The 16,352-nt window shown below is 61.4% G+C and carries 20 protein-coding genes; all 20 read left to right on the top strand.

The genetic code is table 11. The annotated features are described in order from the left end of the window. Positions 1-13: 13 nt before the first annotated feature. The gene (locus BISA_RS09790; protein WP_051917495.1) at positions 14-1,519 is read left to right on the top strand and encodes a phage portal protein; all 1,506 of its coding nucleotides are present in this window, start codon (positions 14-16) and stop codon (positions 1,517-1,519) included. After that, positions 1,500-2,297, top strand: a complete 798-nt coding sequence (locus BISA_RS12305) for an HK97 family phage prohead protease (protein WP_051917493.1) — start codon at positions 1,500-1,502, stop codon at positions 2,295-2,297. Before BISA_RS09790 ends, BISA_RS12305 begins: the two co-directional genes overlap by 20 nt. A gap of 2 nt (positions 2,298-2,299) precedes the next feature. Beyond that, complete coding sequence (locus BISA_RS09780) at positions 2,300-3,541, top strand: phage major capsid protein (protein ID WP_033891730.1); 1,242 nt, start codon at positions 2,300-2,302, stop codon at positions 3,539-3,541. A 27-nt stretch (positions 3,542-3,568) separates the two neighbouring features. Continuing rightward, positions 3,569-4,123: a hypothetical protein gene (locus tag BISA_RS09775; RefSeq protein ID WP_033891729.1), complete on the top strand. Its 555-nt coding sequence runs from the start codon at positions 3,569-3,571 to the stop codon at positions 4,121-4,123. After that, positions 4,102-4,515: a hypothetical protein gene (locus BISA_RS09770; RefSeq protein WP_237746137.1), complete on the top strand. Its 414-nt coding sequence runs from the start codon at positions 4,102-4,104 to the stop codon at positions 4,513-4,515. The genes BISA_RS09775 and BISA_RS09770 overlap by 22 nt, the downstream gene beginning before the upstream one ends. 7 nt (positions 4,516-4,522) lie before the next feature. Beyond that, positions 4,523-4,828 carry an HK97 gp10 family phage protein gene (locus BISA_RS09765; protein WP_033891725.1) on the top strand — a complete coding sequence of 102 codons (306 nt, stop codon included), beginning with the start codon at positions 4,523-4,525 and terminating at the stop codon, positions 4,826-4,828. Further along, a complete protein-coding gene (locus BISA_RS09760; RefSeq protein ID WP_033891724.1) occupies positions 4,825-5,238 on the top strand; it encodes a hypothetical protein in 414 nt (137 codons plus the stop codon). The genes BISA_RS09765 and BISA_RS09760 overlap by 4 nt, the downstream gene beginning before the upstream one ends. 30 nt (positions 5,239-5,268) lie before the next feature. Beyond that, entirely contained in the window at positions 5,269-5,877 is a 609-nt protein-coding gene (locus tag BISA_RS09755; protein ID WP_033891722.1) for a hypothetical protein, read from the top strand. A gap of 87 nt (positions 5,878-5,964) precedes the next feature. Continuing rightward, on the top strand, positions 5,965-6,381 hold the full coding sequence (locus BISA_RS09750; RefSeq protein ID WP_033891721.1) for a hypothetical protein: 417 nt from the start codon (positions 5,965-5,967) through the stop codon (positions 6,379-6,381). Beyond that, positions 6,378-6,680, top strand: a complete 303-nt coding sequence (locus BISA_RS09745; protein WP_051917491.1) for a hypothetical protein — start codon at positions 6,378-6,380, stop codon at positions 6,678-6,680. The genes BISA_RS09750 and BISA_RS09745 overlap by 4 nt, the downstream gene beginning before the upstream one ends. 20 nt (positions 6,681-6,700) lie before the next feature. Further along, positions 6,701-10,300, top strand: a complete 3,600-nt coding sequence (locus BISA_RS09740) for a phage tail protein (RefSeq protein ID WP_237746136.1) — start codon at positions 6,701-6,703, stop codon at positions 10,298-10,300. Then, positions 10,297-11,154: a hypothetical protein gene (locus BISA_RS09735; RefSeq protein ID WP_033891720.1), complete on the top strand. Its 858-nt coding sequence runs from the start codon at positions 10,297-10,299 to the stop codon at positions 11,152-11,154. Before BISA_RS09740 ends, BISA_RS09735 begins: the two co-directional genes overlap by 4 nt. Further along, positions 11,139-12,692, top strand: coding sequence for a hypothetical protein (locus BISA_RS09730; protein ID WP_033891718.1), 1,554 nt, complete (start codon positions 11,139-11,141; stop codon positions 12,690-12,692). The genes BISA_RS09735 and BISA_RS09730 overlap by 16 nt, the downstream gene beginning before the upstream one ends. A gap of 1 nt (position 12,693) precedes the next feature. Further along, on the top strand, positions 12,694-13,080 hold the full coding sequence (locus BISA_RS09725) for a hypothetical protein (protein ID WP_033891717.1): 387 nt from the start codon (positions 12,694-12,696) through the stop codon (positions 13,078-13,080). After that, positions 13,077-13,235, top strand: a complete 159-nt coding sequence (locus BISA_RS13190) for a hypothetical protein (RefSeq protein ID WP_162832215.1) — start codon at positions 13,077-13,079, stop codon at positions 13,233-13,235. The genes BISA_RS09725 and BISA_RS13190 overlap by 4 nt, the downstream gene beginning before the upstream one ends. Then, complete coding sequence (locus BISA_RS09720) at positions 13,228-13,986, top strand: hypothetical protein (RefSeq protein ID WP_033891716.1); 759 nt, start codon at positions 13,228-13,230, stop codon at positions 13,984-13,986. The genes BISA_RS13190 and BISA_RS09720 overlap by 8 nt, the downstream gene beginning before the upstream one ends. A 1-nt stretch (position 13,987) precedes the next feature. After that, complete coding sequence (locus BISA_RS09715; RefSeq protein WP_033891715.1) at positions 13,988-14,179, top strand: hypothetical protein; 192 nt, start codon at positions 13,988-13,990, stop codon at positions 14,177-14,179. A gap of 19 nt (positions 14,180-14,198) precedes the next feature. Next, positions 14,199-15,005 (top strand): hypothetical protein, encoded by an 807-nt coding sequence (locus tag BISA_RS09710; RefSeq protein WP_033891714.1) that lies wholly within the window; start codon positions 14,199-14,201, stop codon positions 15,003-15,005. Between the two features lie 24 nt (positions 15,006-15,029). Beyond that, a complete protein-coding gene (locus tag BISA_RS09705) occupies positions 15,030-15,746 on the top strand; it encodes a hypothetical protein (protein ID WP_033891713.1) in 717 nt (238 codons plus the stop codon). Positions 15,747-15,762: 16 nt separating this feature from the next. Beyond that, on the top strand, positions 15,763-16,352 hold a 590-nt coding region (locus BISA_RS09700), incomplete at its 3' end, for a hypothetical protein (protein ID WP_033891712.1).

Below are 16,352 nucleotides of genomic sequence, written 5' to 3'. Positions count from 1 at the left end.
AGGAGGTTGAATCTTGGGCATCTGGCAGAAACTCACCGACATATTCCGTCCCACATATCACATCAGCTTCGATATGGCTGACGCGATGACCATCATCCAAGGCCAATCGGAGACCGAGCTGTACAAAACCCAGCCTCATCTGCGCACGGTCATCAGTTTCCTCGCCGACAACGTTGCGCAGGTCGGATTGAAGGAGTTCCGCAGAATCTCCGACACCGACCGCCAGCGTGTCACGGATTCGCCTCTCATCAACCTGCTCAAGCAGCCGAACCCGGACATGACCGGCTTCGAACTGCTCCGCCAGCTCACTGCGGATTTGGCTCTGCATGACGTGGCCTACTGGATCGTCACCCAATCCCCGGAACGGGACGTGGAGAAATTCGGAGGCTGGCAGATCAGGCCGATACCACCATCGTGGGTGACGGCCAAACAGGAAGGCAGCGTGTTCGCTCCGGCTTCCTACCGTGTGGATACGGGGCTCGGCCGAGGCTGGTTCGACGTGCCGGCCGAGAACATGCTGGTGTTCCACGGTTGGAATCCCACCGACCCGACCAACGGGGTCACGCCTGTCATGGCGTTGAAGGACATCATCAACGAGCAGATCCAAGCGTGGAGCTACCGCACGCAGACATGGCAACGAGGCGGCCGAGTGGGCACCGTTCTCGTCAGACCGAAAGATGCTCCGCCATGGGATGACACGGCCCGCGAACGCTTCGCCCGTGATTGGAAGGAATTCACCGACAAGGGAGCCCGCGCCGGCAGCACCCCGCTGCTTGAAGACGGCATGGAGCTCAAACGACTCGGCTTCAATGCGCGCGAGGAAGAATTCAGCGAAGTCACGAAACTCAGCCTGCAGACCGTGGCCAGCATCTATCACGTGAGCCCGGTAATGGTCGGCATCCTCGACAACGCGAACTTCTCCAATACCAAAGAGTTCCGCAAGATGCTCTACAGCGAGACCCTAGGCCCGACCATGCGCATGATCGAGGACCGGCTCAACACGTTCCTCGCCCCGATGGTCGGCTCCGACCCTCTCGACTACGTGGAATTCGACATCCGCGCGAAACTCAGCGGCGACTTCGAAGAACAGGCCAGCGTGCTCTCCACATCGGTGGGAGCCCCATGGATCACACCCAACGAAGCCCGAGCCACGCAGAACCTGCCACGCATCGAAGGCGGCGACAGCCTCACGGTGCCGCTCAACGTCACCCAAGGCGGGCAAGCAAGCCCGCAAGACGGCGGCGATCCGATACGACCCCCATCCGATGGGGACGAAACCGCGAAGAACCGCATCATCGCCATGTGGAAGGCAAGACTCGGCAAAAGCGTGCGCAGCAAACTCGGCGCCGGCATCGATGTGGAAGACATCGGCTGGCTCAAATGGCAGAACGAGCTCCAATCCGACCTGACCACCGCACACATCGACCAGTTCAACAGCGGACTCATCGCATTGAATGAAACCCGCAAAGCCCATGACGACTACGCGAAGGAGCAACAGCATGCGGACCAAACAGCTTGATTGCCGGTTCAAAACCAACGATGAGGCGGACGACCTGCAGGAAGGCGAATTCATCGCCTACCCCAGCACGTTCACCCGCCAACCCGACTGCTACGGCGACGTGGTCGCTCCCGGAGCATTCCTTGACAGCATCACGCACTGGAAGGAAAGCGGCAACACCATGCCCGTGCTCTACGGGCATCGCATGGACGACCCCGACTACAACATCGGAGGCGTCACCGACATGGGCGAAGACGACCACGGATGGTGGATCCACGGCAGCTTCGACATGGATTCACCAAAGGCCGCACAGACCTACCGGCTCGTGAAGGCCAAACGAATCTCGCAGCTCTCCTTCGCGTTCGACGTGGACGACGAAGGCACCGTCACATTGGACGACGGCACCAAGGCCAACGAGCTCAGGAAGCTCACCGTATACGAGGCCAGCTTCGTGCCCATCGGCGCCAACCAGGACACCAGCGTCGTCGCCATCAAAAGCATAGGCGAACAATTCGCCAAGGCCGGCCGCATGCTCAGCGTCGCGAACATGGACATGCTCACCGCCATCTCCGAACAGCTGGAGGCGGCGTCCAAACAGATGAAGGATTTCCTGGCATCGGCGACGGCCAGCCAGGAGCAGGAAAACAACCAGAGCGACGGTGCGAAGGCATCGGAGCCGGACAAGTCCAAGAACGAGGAGCCCCAAGGGGCCAAGTCCGAGGAGACCAACCGGAAAGCCGAAGCGGAAGCGCTCGACCTCGCCATTCGAATCGCCCTCAAAGGGCAGAAAGGAGAGTAGGCATGTCCACTCTCATCGAAAAGCGAGCCGCGCTGATGGCGCAGCTCAAGGAGAAGCAAACCGGACTCAAGGCCGGGGAAATCAGCGATGATGACGCCACCGCCATCAAGCAGCTGCTCGACCAGGTCGACCAGCTCGACCAGCAGATCAGCAAGGCCGAAGACCAGGCGCAGATGATCGCCAAGATTGGCGCGCTCGCCGCCACGTCGACCCCGACCGGCAACGATACCGGTGGCCAGAACGATGAGTCCCCGGCCAAGAGCGCCGGCGACCTGTTCGTCAAGTCGTATGCGAAGAACGTGGGCACTCGTCTCAAGGCCGGCTATGCGGTCGAATTCAAGGCGAACACGGACACGCAGACCGTGGGCGACTCCACCGGGGCGTTCGCACCCTACACGGTGCAGACCGACACCCAGGCCGTGTTCCCGTATCAGCGTCCGCTCGTGGTTGCCGATCTGTTCAGCCAGGGCACCATGGGAGCTTCCACGAACGCCGTCAAGTATCCGGTGTTCGGCGAATTAGAGGGCAGTGCGGGCACCGTCGCCGAAGGCGGTCTCAAACCCCAGCTGCACTTCCCGGATCCATCGTGGAAGACCGACGATCTCAAGGAGGTCGCCGGCTGGTTCGCCGTGTCCGACAACATGCTCGACGACCTCGACTGGCTGCGCAGCGAGATCACCGACTTCGCCGCATACAACATCCAGTTGCTCGAAGAGACCCAGCTGCTCTCCGGCGATGGAGCCGACAACAACATCGACGGCCTGTTCAACCGAGAGATCCAGACTCTTGGCCAAGGCGCGGATTCCGACGCGGACCGCATCTTCAAATGCCGCAAGCTCATCGCCACAGCGACCGGCTTCCAGCCCGATGGCATCGTCATCAACCCCACCGACTACGAAGCCATCCGCCTGTCCAAGGACGCGAATGGCCAGTACTTCGGCGGCGGATTCTTCACCGGCCAGTACGGTCAGGGCGGCATTATGCAGGATCCTCCGCTGTGGGGCGTCAAGACCGTGGTCACCGAAGCCATCGCACCCGGCACCGCGCTCGTCGGAGCGTTCAAGGCCGGTGGCAAGGTGCTGCGCAAGGGCGGACTGCGCATCGAATCCACCAACGCGCACGCCGACTACTTCATCAACGACAAGGTCGCCATCCGCCTCAAGGAACGCCTCACCCTGCAGGTGAAATACCCGAAGGCCTTCGTCAAGGTCACCCTCGGCAAGCCGGCCACGACCACGAAGTAACCACCAGTCACAGGAAAGGAGAGCCCGATGGCAGACGTCTCCAAAGTCACCCCGGACATCATCGAGAATCCCGGCGAGTTCACCACGGACGGGCTCTTCTTCCTACGTGCAGCCCAAGCCGCCATCCGCCGCGAATGCGGATGGCACGTCACGCCCAGCTGGACGCACACCATCCGCATCGACGGCTACGGCGGCGGCACACTCATACTCCCCAGCAGCCACGTCACCGACATCATCGGCCTCGAGTACGGCGGCATCAACCACGTCGATGACATCGACTGGTCAGAGAAAGGAACCGTGGTGCTCCGGCACGGCGTGCTGCCGGACAGACCCGGAGCCATACGAGTCACACTCACCGACGGCTGGAATCCCGAAGACGTGCCCGAACTGCATGCGCTCACGCTCTCCCTCGCCAAACGCGCCGCCACTGCACCGGCGCCGATGATAGCCTCGCAAAGCACCAACGGCAGCAGCATCAGCTACATCACCAACGGCGGCGCCCCAATAGGACTGCAACTGTTCGAAGCGGAAAAACGCCAACTTGATCCATACAGGCTCACATGGGGAGCCCGTACGATATGAACGCGCTCGACTACATCACCAACAATCCAGGCGGATTCTCACTTCTTGGAGCCACCAATTTCCAACGCTTGCGTGCCAGACGCATACCCCGCGCCATGAACCCGAAACAAACCGATGAGGACTGGACGCACCCCGACATCATCGAGCTTCGCGGCGCGCTCGCATCCTCCACCAGCACGCGGCTTCCCGATGCGCTGGATATGCAGACCACCAGCACCGCCGTGCTCACCATCGACAATCCCAAAGCCGATGTGCGCATAGGCGACCGCATCAGAGCCATGCCGGATGACGGCCGCCTATGGGAGGTCAGCGGTTTCCCCTCGAACGATGCGAACGCGTTCAGCGGATGGCAGCCCACACTCGAAATCCAACTCACCGAATGGAGGGGATGACGTAGCTATGGCTCAATGGGGAACATTCAAAGGAGACCATATTCTCGTCAACTTCAATGACGAGTTCTTTGACTCTGTCCTGAAATCACCAGGTGTGCAGGCCCTGACCAGAGGAGCGGCCGAGAAAGCCCTCAACATCGCCAAGGCGAACGCCCCGGTGGATACCGGAGCCTATCGAGACGGGCTGCAGGTGGAGGCCGTACAGCACGCGCACCGCACCACCTACATGGTGGTCGGCACCGATGAGAAGACCATGCTCATCGAATCGCAGACCGGCAATCTCGTCAACGCTTTGAAACAGGCGAAGCCATGAGCGTGCTCTCACCCGACCTCGAGCAATGGCTCTGCGATTATCTGCGAAACCGGATCTACGACGTTGACGGACTGCAATTCGACAACCGCAAGCCGGAAAACTACCGCGGCGATCATCCGCTCGTCACCATCCGCGACGACTCTGGAGCCGGAGACGGTCTCGCCCAGTTCGATCGCACCATCGGCATCAACGTCTACGGGTGGACCCGTTCCCGTGACAAGCCATGCAAGGATCTCTCACGACGAATCCAAGCCCTGCTCACGGACGATGCCATCGCATTCGTCGAAAACTCACCCGTCATAGCGGTCGACCACTCCCAATGCAACGGCCCCTACGTGGTGCCGGAGAACGAGTCCACGGCCCACTACTACCTGATCATCGCCTATTCGGTGATCGGTGAAATCCAATAACCAAACCAACAACCACCGAAAGGAACCATCATGACAGCAGACGCACAAGGCAATGACCTGACAGCGGTCAAGTACGTAACCTCATCCAAGATCATCATCGCGCCATACGATCCAGCCGCGAAGCTCACCGCATCCATGATCGCCAAGACCGTGGCAGACCCGATCACCACGCTCAAGGACATTTTCAGCAAGGGGCACGCGGTCGGCCTCATCACCAGCGACGGCGCACCACAGGATGCACGCGACTCCGACGACGCCACCGAATTCCACCAGCCCGGATACATGCTCAACGCCGACCCGAACCTCACCCTCGCTTTCACTGTCGCAGAAGACAACGAAACCGTGCGAGGCATGACCATCGGCACACCGGATGCCGATGGCGTCTACCACGTCTCTGACACCATCCAGGACTCCAAGTGGATCGCATATCAGGAAACCCACTACAAGACCGGCACCATCCGCCGCCGCCTCGGCGTCTTGCAAACCACCGGAAGCGAACCCGCGCAGGACACGCGAGGCGAGGTCTCCGGCATCGCACTGACCACCACCTGGCAGAAGGACAGCATCGTCGACAACGGCAACAGCCGCTACCTGCAGTCCTACTACACGCCAACCACCGCCACGGAAACCGGCAAGTAAACCGAACGTCCCTCGCATGAGCTTCTTCTCCCATCGGCATGCGAGGGACCCCACTCACCGATGGGAGAAAACCGATAGGAGAACACCATGGCCACCACAGAATGGACGCCAACCCCGGAAGACTTCGAAAACTGGACCGACGACGACGAGCAGGCCGCACTCGCCGCCATCGCCTCGCAGATGAAGATCCGGCACATCATCAAGAACGATGAATACTGGGCGCTCGCACCCGGCGGAGTCATCTACAAGCTGCCGATGTTCCTCAGCATCCATGACTTCGAAGCGCTCTCATCCGCCACCGACGATACCGACAGCATCGAGCAGATCAAACGCATCCTCGCCCAGTTCGCCGGCGAGGAACAGGCGAAGAAGCTCGAAGATGGGCCGACACAGATCGCGTTCAACCTGCTTCAGGACTACGGGGCCACCCTGATGAAGACCCAAGGCGTCGAATTGGGAAAATCGCCGGATTCTGCCGAATCCTCAGATCCAAAGACGGTGTGAAGGTACGCGCCGACTTCGCCAAAGCCGGATGGAGCCTCGAACGCGACCTCGGTCGACGGCTACGCTACGCGGACGCGATAAGCCTCCACGAAGCCATGAGCGTCGACCCAACGACATACACGGGAGCCGCCGCGTTGGGGCTCGCGTTCCCCATGAACGCCACCGACATCACCATCCTGCACGCCATAGGAGCCAACGGTCTGGTGGATGCACGTGACGGCAGCGAGAATCCGGATGATCCGGCTCCAGCGGAACCCCATGACACCGAGGCCCATGAGAGCGCCCTATTCAGCATGTGACACTAGCAAGGAGGACTCCAATGGCGGGAGGCGCAGAGGTCGGCACCGGCCACATCTCCATATTCCCCGTGATGAACGGCTTCCGAAACGCCGTGAACAAGGAGATGAAGAACGCCGGCAAAACCGGGTCGAAAACCTTCGACAAGGCATTCGGGACCGGCAAGAAGATAGGCAGCCGCTTCGGCACGTCCTTCAAGAACGGATTCAAAGGCAGCACCGGCCAGCAGCTCGCCGATGACGTGCTCAAACCGTTCAAGAAGGACGTGGCGCAGGCCTCCTCCAAGGCCTCCGCCGCTCTCCTCAACTATAAGCAGTCCACCGTGGCAGTCGCCGCAGCCCAGGACAAGCTCAACGCCGCCATTGCGAAATACGGTGCTGACAGCACACAGGCCCAAGCCGCAGCCATCAAGGTCGAGCAGGCCCAACTCCGCCAATCGGTGGCGCTCGAGAAGTCCAACGAAGCAGCCCGCAAGCTCACCGAAACGAAAAAGGTTCTGCAGGCGGCGGAATCCGAACTCACCATGAACAACGGCAAGGCCACGGTGTCGTTCAAGGCGATGGCCAGCTCGTTCGCGGCAGGATTCTCCAGCATCAGCCGTGGCCAATCCGTCTTCACCGGGTTCTTCGGAGCGCTCGGCAGTCTCGTTCGCAGCCTGCTCGGCGTGGACGCCATCTGGAAGCCGCTCGGCGCGAAGATCAGTGGCTTCGCCAATACGGCGGTATCCAAACTCAGCGGCTTCGCCGTACAGCTGGGTGCGAAAATCCAAACCGGCCTCAAGGGCGCCATCAGCGCCGCCCAACAAACCCTCAAAGGTTGGGGAAGCAGCATCGCCTCCACCGTGTCAGGCATCGCCAAACCAATCGGCGCGGCAATCACCGCATGGACGCAACCTATTCGCGACTGGGGAAGCAAAACCGGCACCGTCATCAAAAACGCGGTCGCCACCTGGGCCGCACCCATCCGATCATTCGGCGGCAAAATCGGCTCGGCCATCGGAAACGTCGCCGGAAAAGTAGGACAAAAACTCGCCCCGGTGGCCAACGTCGCCAAGAACTACTTCGGCAATATCGCCACCGCCGCCGGAGCCGTATGGTCCAAACTTCCCGCAGGAGCACAGACCGCCGCCGGGGCAATCGGAAGCACGCTCGGCGGCCTTGCCTCCAGCGCCGGCAACGCATTCAAGAATCTTGCCTCCAGCGCCGGCTCGCACCTCAAGAGTCTCGCCACCGGAGCGGTCGCCGCGGTGGGAGCCGGCATCACCGCCATCGGAGCCACCGTGCTCGCCACAGGCAAGCAGGCGCTCGCCGCCTATGCCACGTGGGAGCAGGCGGTCGGCGGTGTGGACACGCTATTCGCGGATGCCAGCGGGACCGTGCAGAAGTATGCGTCCGAGGCATACAAGACCGCAGGCATCGGCGCGAACGACTACATGAACCAGGTCACGAGCTTCGCCGCAAGTCTCGTGAGTTCGCTCGGCGGTGACACCGCCAAAGCCGCCGAGATGGGCAACCAGGCCATCATCGACATGTCGGACAACGCCAACAAGATGGGCACCGACATCGGCAGCATCCAGCAGACCTACCAGTCGCTCGCACGCGGCAACTACGCCATGCTCGACAACCTCAAGCTCGGCTATGGCGGCACCAAGAGCGAGATGGAACGCCTCATCTCGGACGCGAACAAGCTGCCCGGTGTGCTCAAGGACGGCAACGACCTGAGCATCGACTCGTTCTCCGACGTGGTCGAGGCAATTAGCCGCGTCCAGAAGGAAATGGGCATCAGCGGCACCACCGCCAAGGAAGCCGCGACCACCATCGAGGGATCCGTGAACTCGATGAAGGCCGCATGGCAGAACTGGCTCGCCGGTCTCGGCAACGAGAACGCCGACATGGGAGCGTTGAGCCAGCAGCTCGCCGAAAGCATCGGCACCGCGCTGAAGAACATCCTGCCCCGCGTAGGCCAGATCGCCAAAGGTGTCGTGAAGGCGATACCGGCATTGTTCTCTGATCTGGTGACGCTCCTGCCCAAACCATTCCAGAACGCGATCAACGCCATCGGCAACGTGTTCAACGGGCTGGGTGAGATGTTCAAACCCGCACAGAACGCCATCGCTCCACTGATCGCCGCATTCGCGGCGCTCGGAGCCGGAGGCATCGCGCCGCTGCTGTCCAAGATTCCGCTGCTCGGCGGAGTCCTGGGAGGATTGAGCGGCCCGCTGGCAGCGCTTGGCGGACCCATCGGCATCGTCGTGGCCGCATTGGGCGCGCTCATCGCCACCACGCCGAAACTACGCGAAGCGTTCGGCGAACAGGTCTCCGCGCTGTTCGAACGGTTCAAAGCCGAGATCACGAGCATGCAGCCCGCGTTCGATGCGCTGGTGCAGAGCATCCAAGGCATGCTCAAGCAGATCATGCCGGTCATCACCGACGCCATCGGCCAGCTGATACCCGTGGCCGGCGCCATCATCCAGACGCTACTGCCGCTGATCCCAACAATCGTCGAGCCGCTCATCAACGGCCTCACCGCGCTCATGCCCGTCATCAGCCAAATCGTGACGAGCCTGCTGCCGCCGCTGACGGACGCCATAGCGGCATTGCTGCCACTGGCCGCGCAGATCATCAGCATGATCACGCAGATAGCCAGCCAAGTGCTCGCCGCGCTCATGCCCGTCATCCAGCAGATCGTGGACTTCATCGGACAGATGGCAGCCGTCATCGGCCCGATAATCCAACAACTGGTGCCGGTCATCCAACAGGCCGTGCAAGGCATAGTCTCGCTGCTTCAGCAGCTCATGCCGGTGATACAAGGCATCGTATCCGTGGTGGGCACCGTGGTATCCACCATCATCGGATTCATCACCGGCTCGCTACTACCTGCAGTGCAGGCGATGCTCCCATACGTGTCAGGCGTAATTAATGGCATCAGCGGCGTCATCCAAGCCGTCGTCGGCATCGTCTCCGGCGTCATCAGCATGGTCACCTCGCTGATCAACGGCGACTGGCAAGGCGCATGGAATGCGTTCAAAAGCATTCTGTCCAACGCGTCGAGCGGCGCCGGAAGCGCCCTGCAAGGCGTCATCAGCGCCATCAGAGGCGTGTTCGCCGGAGCAGGGTCGCTGCTCAAGAACGCAGGCCAAGCCATCGTTCAAGGCCTCATCGACGGCATCACCGGCATGATCAGCAAAGCCGGCAGTGCCATCAAAAGCGTCATGGACGCAATCAGCTCGTTCATCCCGCACTCGCCAGCCAAACGAGGCCCCTTCTCGGGAAGCGGATGGACACCGCACCGCGGCCGCGCCCTCGTCGAAGGCCTCGTCGAAGGCATGGACAAAGCAAGCCCCGAAGCGGCAAAATCCATCCGCAACGCGATGACCGGCATCAGCGGAGCCATGACCGCAGACAGCCAGATCGGCACAACAGCCACAGCCATCGGAACAACGGCGCTCACCGCCGGAGCTTCCGGCGGGCTCATGGATCTCATCACCGAGATCCGAGGTCTACGCTCCGATCTGCAAGCGTTCCATGACGACCTCGGGCCGACCATCGCGAAATATGCGCCAACCATGACCATCCGAGAAACCAAGCGCAAGCTCGGCATAGTCCAAGGAGGGAACCGATGAGAACCATGGCCTACACCTGCGGTGCCACCCCGCATCGCACGGTCGATCTCATCGACCCCCACGGCATCATGGTCAACCGCATCGAATCCCTGCGCACCCACGCATGGGATGTGGAGCTCGCCGCGCACGGCATCGACTCCGCAGCACTCAACGCCTCCACCGTGCAGCTGGAGGCGAAGTGCGCGGACCTATCGATTCTGGACACGGCGAGCAACCTGTTCGATGCCGACATACGAGCCATCTCATCCACCGGAAACCGGAACAAAGCCGGAACCATCACCGTGGATGGATGGACACAAGCCGCCCTCATCACCGGCATCGAACCATCGCGAGATCTTCCCGACCCGGCGAAATACACGCTCACCGTCGCCCTCCTAGACGGCGTATGGCGCAAACCCGCCACAGTGCAGCACTTCCTCAGCGACGAGCTGCAACCCGGACTCTACCTCGATTACCCCTATGACCACCCATACGACTACAAGGCACCGACGCGCGGCGCAACCACCATCAACTCCACCGGAGCCCCGATGCCGTTCAAAATGGTCATCTTCGGCCCATGCACAAACCCGTCAATCACCATCGGCGGCAACCGATACGAACTGACCATGACCATACCGGTCGGAGCATACGTCACCATCGACAGCCAAACCGGTCACAAAACCATCACGATGACAGACATCAACGGCGACACAACCAACATATTCGACAAAGCCACAAGAGGCAGCGGACTCGACGGTGGACGCTACATCTTCCAACCGATACCAGCCGGCGAAACCAACGCCCAATGGAACGGATTCGGCTGGGACCTGACCATCATCATGGAAAGGAGCGCCCCGGCATGGCTGACCTCATAATCACCGACAGCGCTCGCAAACCCATCGCCTCACTTGACGACTACGAGCTCGATCTGGCTTACGGAAGCGACGAGAACGACTTCACGCTTACCTGCCTTCCACAGCCAGCCGCTGGCGCGCTGATCATGATGGATGGCACCGAGTACGGCGGCATGGTGACTGTGCGCAACACGGACGGGTCGGTGGAAGGCCCCACGTGGCATGGCATGCTCGCACGCCGTATCCTCCAACCGGATGCAGACAAGGATTACCTCGTTGTAAGCGGCAACGCCACCACCATCCTCAACGCATTATTCAAACGCGTGGGCCTGGATGCCCTGTTTACCGCTGACGCAAGCACTGTGACCATCGGCAACTGGCAATTCGACCGATACGTCGACGTCTACACAGGCATCACCAAGATGCTCACGGCGAACAATGCGAAGCTCCGCCTCGCTTGGCTCGACGGCCATGTGCACGCCATCATCAAGTCGGTCGACCACTACGGCGACACCATCGACAGCGACCTTCTGACCTTTCAGGCGTCGCTCGACTCGCAGCCTGTGAACCATCTCATTGGCCTAGGTCAGGGAGATTTGCATGAACGTGTGGTCGTCCACTGGTATGCGGATGCCAACGGCAAGGTCAGCCAATCCAAGACGCTGACTGGACTCGCCGAATATACGGCCATCTACGACTACAGCAACGCCCAGGCTGACGAACTCAACGAGAAAACCAAAGAGAAACTCGAAGAGCTCCAGACGCAGGGCGGCGTGAGCGTCACGCTCAACGACCTCAGCCTCTCCATGGATGTCGGCGACACCGTCACCGGCCGAGACAACCGGCTCGGCATCACAATCACCGTGCCGATCTCCAAGAAAATCGTCAAGGTCAACAACGGCATCATGAGCGTCGACTACGAATGCGGCACCGCGGACGGCGTCACCACTAGCCTCAGCGGCACGGCCGAATCCGGTGGTTCCGGCGCCACGTATTACGCGGATGGCACGACCATCACGATGAAAAACAACACGTTCTCGGCCGTGGTGACTCCGAGCCGCGTCGACGGGGTGGAGAAGACCGCCACCGACGCGTACACGCTCGCATCCGGTTTCTCGTCCGAGATCGGCAAGGCGCAGCAGACAGCCACCGAAGCCAACGCCATAGCGGCGGCGAACGTGGCGGCTATAACCGCAGCCCTTCCCTTATCCGCGAGCAGAAATGGTCAGGCCGTGCACCTCACGGCAGCGGAGGCCACAGTCAACGGATCAGGACTCATGAGCGCTGCGGACAAAAAGAAACTCGACGGATTGGAGAACTACACGCTTCCAGCCGCCACCAACGGCACGATTGGCGGCGTCAAACCGGACGGCAGCACCATCACCGTCAACGATGATGGCGTCATCACCGCGCACGCCACCTCGGCCGGAGGTGGACCCGTGATGCCGATTGGCTATGTGGTGATGAACACCACCGGAGCCAATCCGGCTAGTGACTTCGGCGGCACCTGGGAGCAGCGCCCTTCGCTGGGCGCATATGTGTGGGAAAGGACGAAATGAGATGACGGCGACATTAGGCAGGCTCGGCCTGCTGGAGGCGAGGCTGCTGCTCGTGGCCGGCGTGACCAACCATGTGAGGCTGCTGTGGGTGCGCAACATCCTGCGATCGGACGGCTCTCGCGCCGCGGTGCCGGTGGATCTGACCGGCTGGAATCCCCGGCTGCAACTGCGCCGCGACGGCAAGGTGCTGGCGGATCTGAGCGACTGCGTGGCATTGGACGCGCAGGGCCATGTGGACATCCACATCACCGACGAACGTTCCTCGACGCTTTCGCCATACGCGGGCGCATGGGACCTGCTGCTGGAAAGCCCGCAGGGGGAAGTGACGCGCCTCGTATACGGCGAATGGGTGGTCGTCAGCGCCATCAGCAGAAAGGAGCTCTCATGATCCGCACACTGGACGGCTGCTCGTGTGACGAGGGGCCGGTAATCATCCTCGAGGACGCGGTCATCGGCGACGTGAGCATTGTCTACGCCACCGACGCGGACATCGACAACCTGTTCCCAACACCAACCACAGATAAGGAGGAACACGATGGCTGACACAAGCAAGGTCATCGACCTGGACCGGCTCGCACGGTTCAAAACCAAACAGGACGCGGCCAACGAGGCCAAATTCGCCCTGAAGGGCGAGGGCGGCTCCATCGCCACGGCAGACAAGGCCGGCATCGTCAAACCCGGCAGCGACTTCGACATCGCCGAAGACGGCACCATCAGCCTGTATTCGAAGATCGCGGTCGCTTCGTTCACCTGCAATCCCTCGCAGGCCGAACGCGGCGCCACCGTCGCGGACGTGGAGCTCGCATGGGGGTTGAACAAGATCCCCTCGACGCTCACGCTCGACGACGCGGCTCAGAATCCGACCGCGAAGGGCGCATCTCTCAAGGGCGTGAACCTCACCGCGAACAAGCAGTGGACGCTCAAGGCCACCGACGCGCGAAACGCCAGCGCATCACGCACGGCGGGGATCACGTTCTACGACAAGCGCCACTGGTTCGTCGCCACCGACCTCGCCGCCTCGGGCATCACCGACGAGCTCATCAACCAGGCCGCCGGAGAATACGCCACGAGCCGTGCCAAGACGTTCACGCTGACCGCCGGCGATGGACAGCACATCTACTACGCGTTCCCCGCCAGCTGGGGGACACCGACATTCAAGGTCGGCGGCTTCGAGGGCGGCTTCAACTTGCTCACCACCTTCGATCACACCAACGCGTCCGGCGCGACCGTCAGCTACACGGTCTACAAGAGCACGAACGCAAATCTCGGCAAGACCACCGTGGAGGTGAGCTGACATGGCAATCGAACTGATTGACACCCTGACGCCGAAGAACAACGGCACGTTCCCCATGGTCAATGCCAAGGACGTGGACGTCGACGGCAAACGCCTACCCGAAAGACTCCAAGAACTCGAAGCCGCGGCCGGAAGCATTGAATCCGCGACCAACGACGACATCAACAACCTGTTCAATTCCGCCAGCAAATAGCCACAGAAAGGAAATCATCATGGCAACGAAATTCATCAACCTAGACAATCTCGCCGCGTTCCTCGCGAAACTCAGGACCCTGTTCGTAGCCAAGGAACTCAAGACCGGTAGCACCGACACCTACAAGGTGCTCTCCGACAACAATCTCACCGATGAACTCGTCACCAAGATCCAGAACGCCGGCGACTCCACGTTCTCCGGCGCCTACGCGGACCTGACCGGCAAGCCCAGCATCGGCGGCAAGGAAATCGCTAGCGGCGACCAGACCGCCGGCAGTCTCGGCCTCGCCACGCCGGATGACGTCACCAAGGCCGCAAACGATGCACGCACCGGTGCCATCGCCGACGTCGAGAAGATTGGATACCAGACCGCAGTCAACGTCGAAACGGCCATTACCGCGAAGGGCTACCAGACCGCGGCCCAGGTCGACACCATCGTCACCGGCAAGGGCTACCAGACCGCGGCCAACGTGGACGCAAAGGTCAACGCCGCAAAGACCGAACTGCAGAACTCGCTCGGCAGCGCATTCCGAGCCAAAGGTTCCAGCGCGTTCGCAAACCTGCCCGCCCTCGACGCGACCGCGAAGGGCGACGTATACAACGTCACCGACGCGTTCACCACCACCAACGATTTCGTCGACGGCGCCGGCAAGAACCTGCCTGCCGGCACTAACGTCGTCGCTGTGGCCGTCACCACCGGCGAAGGAGACAACGCCACCACCGCGATGAAATGGGATGCGCTCACAGGCATGATCGATCTAAGCGGCTACATGCTCAAGAGCGACCTCATCGCCGCCACCGACGCCGAAATCGACGCCCTGTTCTAACCCCAACCCGAAGGAGCAACCCCGATGGCCTCGAAATACGTCACGGTCAGCAACATCCAGCACCTCGTCGCCAGGATCAAAGCCGGTTTCGCGGCCATCGGCCACAAACACGCTGCCGGCGACATCACCAGCGGCACCCTCGCCGCAGACCGACTGCCCACCATGCCGATAAACAAGGGCGGCACCGGAGCCACCAGTGCGGAAACAGCCCGCAGCAACCTCGGCATCACACCCGCCAACATCGGAGCCGCCACAGCCAACCACACACACTCCGAAATGAAAGGCGCCACCGCCAGTGCCGCGGGGGCCGCAGGACTTGTGCCCACGCCAACAGCCGGGACGAACAACAAATACCTACGTGGAGACGGCACCTGGCAAACCCCGCCAGACACGAACACCACCTACAGCACGATGAAAGGCGCAAGCACCAGCGCCGCTGGAACCGCAGGCCTCGCACCTGCGCCCGCCGCCGGAGCCAGCAACCGCTACCTACGCTCGGATGGCACCTGGCAGGTGCCACCGGACACCAACACCACTTATGGAACGGCCACCCAAACCGCCAACGGACTCATGAGCGCCGCCGATAAGAAAAAACTCGACACTGTGCAACTCGCCTCATGGCCCATCGGAGCCATCATGATGACCGCCAACAACACCAACCCATCAACCAGCCTCGGCGGTACCTGGAAACAACTCGAAGCCGCCGGCTTCACCGGATACCTCTGGCAACGCACCGCCTGACACGAAAGGACCCATCATGACAGTCGAACTCATCACAGGCTTCGCCGGAACCCCGCACATCGGCAGCGACGACATCGGCGCATTCCAAGCCGGAATCGTAGGCCCCGGCGACTATGCGCTCGCCACAGGTAACCAGCTCAAGGCCACCATGAGCAACGCGAACACCATCGCGATCCAATCAGGAGATGCCGTGCTGAACGGCCGTCACGTGCACCTAACCGGCACCACCACCGCGACCGTGCAATCCGGCACTCAGGGCCAGAAACGCAACGACAAAGTCGTGCTCCGATACACGAAGAACACCACCACCGGTGTGGAAACCTGCTCAATCGTGGTCATCAAGGGTACTGCCACCACCGGCACCGCAGCAGACCCGGCACACAACACCGATAGCATTCTTAACGGCGTCGCCACGCATGACATGCCTCTTTACCGCATCCCGTTGGACGGCATCATCGTCGGCACTCTCGTACCATTGTTCAACGTGTTGAAGCCTATGGCTGACGTGTGGGATTCACTAACCCCGGCCGCGCCGCAGACGTTCCGATGGACCGACCTGGCCGCATCGGGTAACCCCCAGCTGGTGATCGTGGCCTGCGCCGTAGG

The organism is Bifidobacterium saguini DSM 23967 (assembly GCF_000741715.1).
Classification (GTDB): Bacteria; Actinomycetota; Actinomycetes; order Actinomycetales; family Bifidobacteriaceae; genus Bifidobacterium; species Bifidobacterium saguini.
Note: the sequence above shows the minus strand (reverse complement) of the source record. Positions and strands in the feature narration are given on the sequence as shown.